The organism is Armatimonadota bacterium (assembly GCA_031081585.1).
Classification (GTDB): Bacteria; Sysuimicrobiota; Sysuimicrobiia; order Sysuimicrobiales; family Humicultoraceae; genus Geohabitans; species Geohabitans tengchongensis.
Map to the genome: position 1 here is coordinate 1 of JAVHLY010000064.1, position 3,949 is coordinate 3,949.

Sequence of the window (3,949 nt, forward strand, 5' to 3'; positions counted from 1 at the left end):
TCCTGGGCCCCGTCGTCGCTGCCTTCTGCCGCCGGTGGCGCGTCCCCTACGTGCTCGAGCCGCTGGGCATGTTCCGGCCCATCGTGCGGAACATCGGCCCCAAGCGCGCCTACCGGCGCCTCCTGGGCTGGCCGGTGGTGGCCGGGGCGGCGCGCGTGATTGCCACCAGCGAACTGGAGCGGGAGGAGCTCGTGGCCGACGGTGTGCCGGCGGCCAAGGTCGTGGTGCGGCGCAACGGCGTGGAACCTCCTGGTCCCGAGGAGGCCCCGTCGCCGGGGGCCTTCCGCCGGGACGCCGGGGTCGGGCAGGATCAGCCGCTCGTGCTGTACCTGGGGCGGATCTCGAAGAAAAAGGGGCTCGACCTGCTTTTGGAGGCGTTCAGTGCGGTGCCAGCGCCGGCAGCTCTGGCCATCGTGGGCCCCGACGACGGCGACGGGTGCCTCCAGGAGCTCGAGCGGCAGCGTGACCGGCTGGGGCTGAACGGTCGCGTGCGGATCATGGGTCCCCGGTTCGGCGCCGACAAATGGGCAGCCCTGGCCGACGCCGACGTGGTCGTGCTGCCGTCGCGCAGCGAGAACTTCGGCAACACGGCGGCGGAGGCGGTGGCCTGCGGCGTGCCGGTGGTCGTCACCGACCGGTGCGGCATCGCCCCGCTGGTCGCCGACCGGGCCGGGCTCGTCGTGCCCTGCCATGTGGATGCGATTCGCTACGGGCTCTCCCGGCTGCTCGAAGACCCCGACCTGCGGGAGCGGCTGCGCGCCGGGGCCCTCGAGGTACGCCGCGATCTCTCCTGGGACGAGCCTGTGGCCCAGCAGGAGCAGATCTACCTGGAAGTGCTGCGGGAGCACTCGCATCGCAGCACGGCCTTCGTGCCGGAAGAGGGTCACTCGCGCGGCCTGTGATCTGATATGTGCGGCACGCGGGGCTGTACGGCCCTCCATTGCTCGCTCCTGAGCCCGTCTGGCGGATGGTCGACCGTCTGCGCCACCGGGGGCCCGACGATCGGGGCGTCCACAGCCCGGCTCCCACCGTGGTGCTCGGCAGCACCCGACTCAGCATCCTCGACCTCTCGCCGGCCGGCCAACAGCCCATGAGCAACGAGGACGGCCGGGTGTGGGTGACATTCAACGGCGAGGTCTACAACTTCCGCGCTCTGCGGGCCGACCTGGAGCGTCGAGGGCACGTCTTCCGCTCGCAGACCGACACCGAGGTGGTCGTCCACGCCTACGAGGAATGGGGCGCCGGCTGCGTGGGCCGGCTGCGGGGGATGTTCGCCTTTGCCATCGCCGACGCGCGCGAAGCCGGGCCCCAGGGGGAGGGGGCGAGACTGCTCCTGGCGCGCGACCCCCTGGGTATCAAGCCGCTGTACTACGCCACGGCCGGCGGCCGGTTGCTGTTCGCCTCCGAGGTCCGGGCCCTGCTCGCTTCGGGCCTGGCGCCGCGGCGGCTCTCAACCGAGGGGCTGGCCGCCTACCTGCTGTGGGGGTCCGTGGCTGAGCCGTTGACTCTGGTGGACGGCGTCCGGTCGCTGCCTCCGGGACACCGCCTGACGGCGCAGGTGAACGACGGTGCGCTGCGGGTCGAGGTGGAACCCTACTGGCGCCTGCCGGTCGCCCCCGCGGCTCGTGACGGCATGGCGGACTCCGCCCGGGACGAGTCCGTGGCGGCGGTCCGCCGCCTTCTTGCGGAAACCGTCGGCCTCCACCTCGTCGCCGACGTCCCCGTGGGCGTCTTCCTGAGCGGCGGCGTGGACTCCACGTGCGTGGCCGCTCTGGCCGCCGAGGCCCACGGCGCGATCTCCACGGTGACGGTGGCTTTCCCGGAAGAGGCCGACAGGAACGAAGCCGCCCTGGCCCGCGAGACGGCCCGGCGGCTGGGCACGCGACACCGCGAGGTGGTCCTCACAGGCCAGGAGGCGCTGCGGCGCCTCGACGAGGCGGTGGCGGCCCTGGACCAACCCAGCATGGACGGCATCAATACCTACTTTGTCTCGTGGGGGGCGCGGCAGGCCGGCCTGAAGGTGGCCCTCTCGGGGCTGGGCGGCGACGAGCTGTTCGGCGGCTACACCACCTTCGTCGCAGTTCCCCGATTGGAGGCTCTGGCAGCCCTGGCCCGCCGGGCTCCTCTCCCGGCGAAGTGGGCGGCGCGGGCTACCCGTGCGCTTCCCGGGCTGAGCCCCGATGCGCGCGGAAAGGTCGCCGACCTGCTGGCTGCCCCCGACCTCCTGCCGCACCCTTATGCCCTGGCGCGGGCGCTCTTCCCGCCGCACCGAGTGCTTGCTCTGCTGAACGGCACTGCGGCCGCCGCACCTGGCGGACCCTGGGCCGACCGCCTCGCCGATCTGGCGGCGCGGTCCCGGGAGCTGGGCCCGTTCGGCCGGGTTTCAACGCTGGAGCTGGGCACCTATCTGGTCAACACCCTGCTGCGCGATACCGACGCCATGAGCATGGCGCACTCGCTCGAGGTGCGGGTGCCATTCATCGATCGGGAAGTGGTGGAGTTCGTAGCCTCCCTACCCGACGCCTGGCGGGCCGGGCGCTTGGGGCCACGACGCGGCGCCAAGGCCCTGCTGCTGGAGGCGCTGGGTGACCGCCTGCCTGAGGCCGTTGTCCGCGGCCGGAAGCGGACTTTTACCCTGCCGTGGGAGCGGTGGCTGCGCGGCCCGCTGAGGGGGAGGGTAGAGGAGGGCATCGAGGCGATCCCCGAACCGCTGCGGCTCTTCCTCGATCCCGTGGAAGTGCGGGCTGTCTGGCGCGACTTCCTGGCCCGCCGGACGGGATGGTCCCGGCCCTGGGCGCTGTACGTGCTGAATGAGTGGGTGCGCAGGCACCTGGTGGTTTGACCCTCGGGCTGGTCTCGGCGAGGATTTGATCCCATGAGAGTGAGGGTCTCGGACAGCGCGACGATTCTTACATCCTTGACGAATTCGTCAAAGCGGCGGGTGACGGCAGCATGATCGTTCGCGGCGTTGATATCGTCCGCCGAGTGCTCCCAGACCGGTGGGCGCTGTCAGTGTACAGTCGTCCCCATCTGGCCGGGTTCCTGCGCCGTGCGCTCAACCGCTTTGTCCCCGAGGGTTTGAGTTCCGTCCGTATCGCGGGTGGTGGTCTGCAAGGCCTGCGCATGGAGCTCGACCTGAGGCGTGAGAAGTTTCTCTGGCTCGGCACCTACGAGCCCTGGATCCAGGAGGCGATGAGCAGGTACGTGCGTCCGGGAGATTGGGCGTGGGATGTGGGGGGGTTCATTGGTTATCACTCACTCTTTCTGTGGCGGCTCGGGGCCAACGTCGTCGCCCTTGAGCCCGATCCCATCAACTTTGACCGACTCCTGACGAATCTCAGAGCCAACGGCGCGCATGACGTCAGGGCGCTCAGGCTGGCTGCCGGACGGACTGAGGGTCGTGCCCGTTTCCGGCGCTTGGCGGAGCATCCGAGTCAGACGCGCCTGGAGGATGATGGCGACGGCGAGTGTTCTGTTGTGCCGTTGGACAACTTGCTCGCGAACTGTCCAGCTCCTCGGCTGGTGAAGGTCGACGTGGAAGGATCCGAGCTCGACGTACTGGCAGGTGCCTCCATCCTCCTGCGGGAGTGTCGGCCCGTGTGGATCGTGGAAACCCACGGAACGGCAGAGATAGTAGCTGCCTGCTTCAGGCTTGAGCGATACGAGGTGAGACCGGTGGGAAAGGGTGCGGAGGTAGACACGCAGTTGCCCGTGGGGGGGCCTGCCCATCTCCTGGCGGTGCCGCGGGCATGATCATCCTGGGTCTGAACGCCTGCCACGGCAACGCGTCGGCCGCCAAGATATCGTGGTCAATCCGGGGCTGAAGCTGCAGATGTGGGGAAAGCGACCCGGCTCAGTAGTGGTACCGCGCCTGCAGGAAATCGATGCGGTCTTCGGTGACGCGGTACACAATTCGGTGCTCCTGCGTCAGCCGTCGTGACCAGACGCC

General features: G+C 69.9%; 4 protein-coding genes. 3 read left to right on the forward strand and 1 reads right to left on the reverse strand.

Translation table 11 applies throughout. From position 1 onward, the window contains the following. From RB146_14010 to RB146_14020, 3 genes are all read left to right on the forward strand, one after another. Positions 1-902 (forward strand): glycosyltransferase (locus RB146_14010; GenBank protein ID MDQ7830079.1); only part of this gene is annotated, 902 nt, incomplete at its 5' end. 65 nt (positions 903-967) lie between these two features. Next, positions 968-2,842, forward strand: coding sequence for an asparagine synthase (glutamine-hydrolyzing) (gene asnB, locus RB146_14015; GenBank protein ID MDQ7830080.1), 1,875 nt, complete (start codon positions 968-970; stop codon positions 2,840-2,842). A gap of 110 nt (positions 2,843-2,952) precedes the next feature. Next, on the forward strand, positions 2,953-3,753 hold the full coding sequence (locus RB146_14020) for an FkbM family methyltransferase (GenBank protein ID MDQ7830081.1): 801 nt from the start codon (positions 2,953-2,955) through the stop codon (positions 3,751-3,753). A 100-nt stretch (positions 3,754-3,853) separates the two neighbouring features. On the opposite strand, the gene RB146_14025 is transcribed toward RB146_14020, so the two are convergent. After that, the coding region (locus RB146_14025) for a type II toxin-antitoxin system YoeB family toxin (GenBank protein MDQ7830082.1) at positions 3,854-3,949 on the reverse strand (96 nt) is incomplete at its 5' end.

Excerpts from the sequence above, each read along its gene's own strand:
- RB146_14020 (MDQ7830081.1), top strand. The coding sequence starts at position 2,953 with ATGATCGTTCGCGGCGTTGATATCGTCCGCCGAGTGCTCCCAGACCGG.
- asnB (MDQ7830080.1), top strand. The coding sequence starts at position 968 with ATGGTCGACCGTCTGCGCCACCGGGGGCCCGACGATCGGGGCGTCCAC.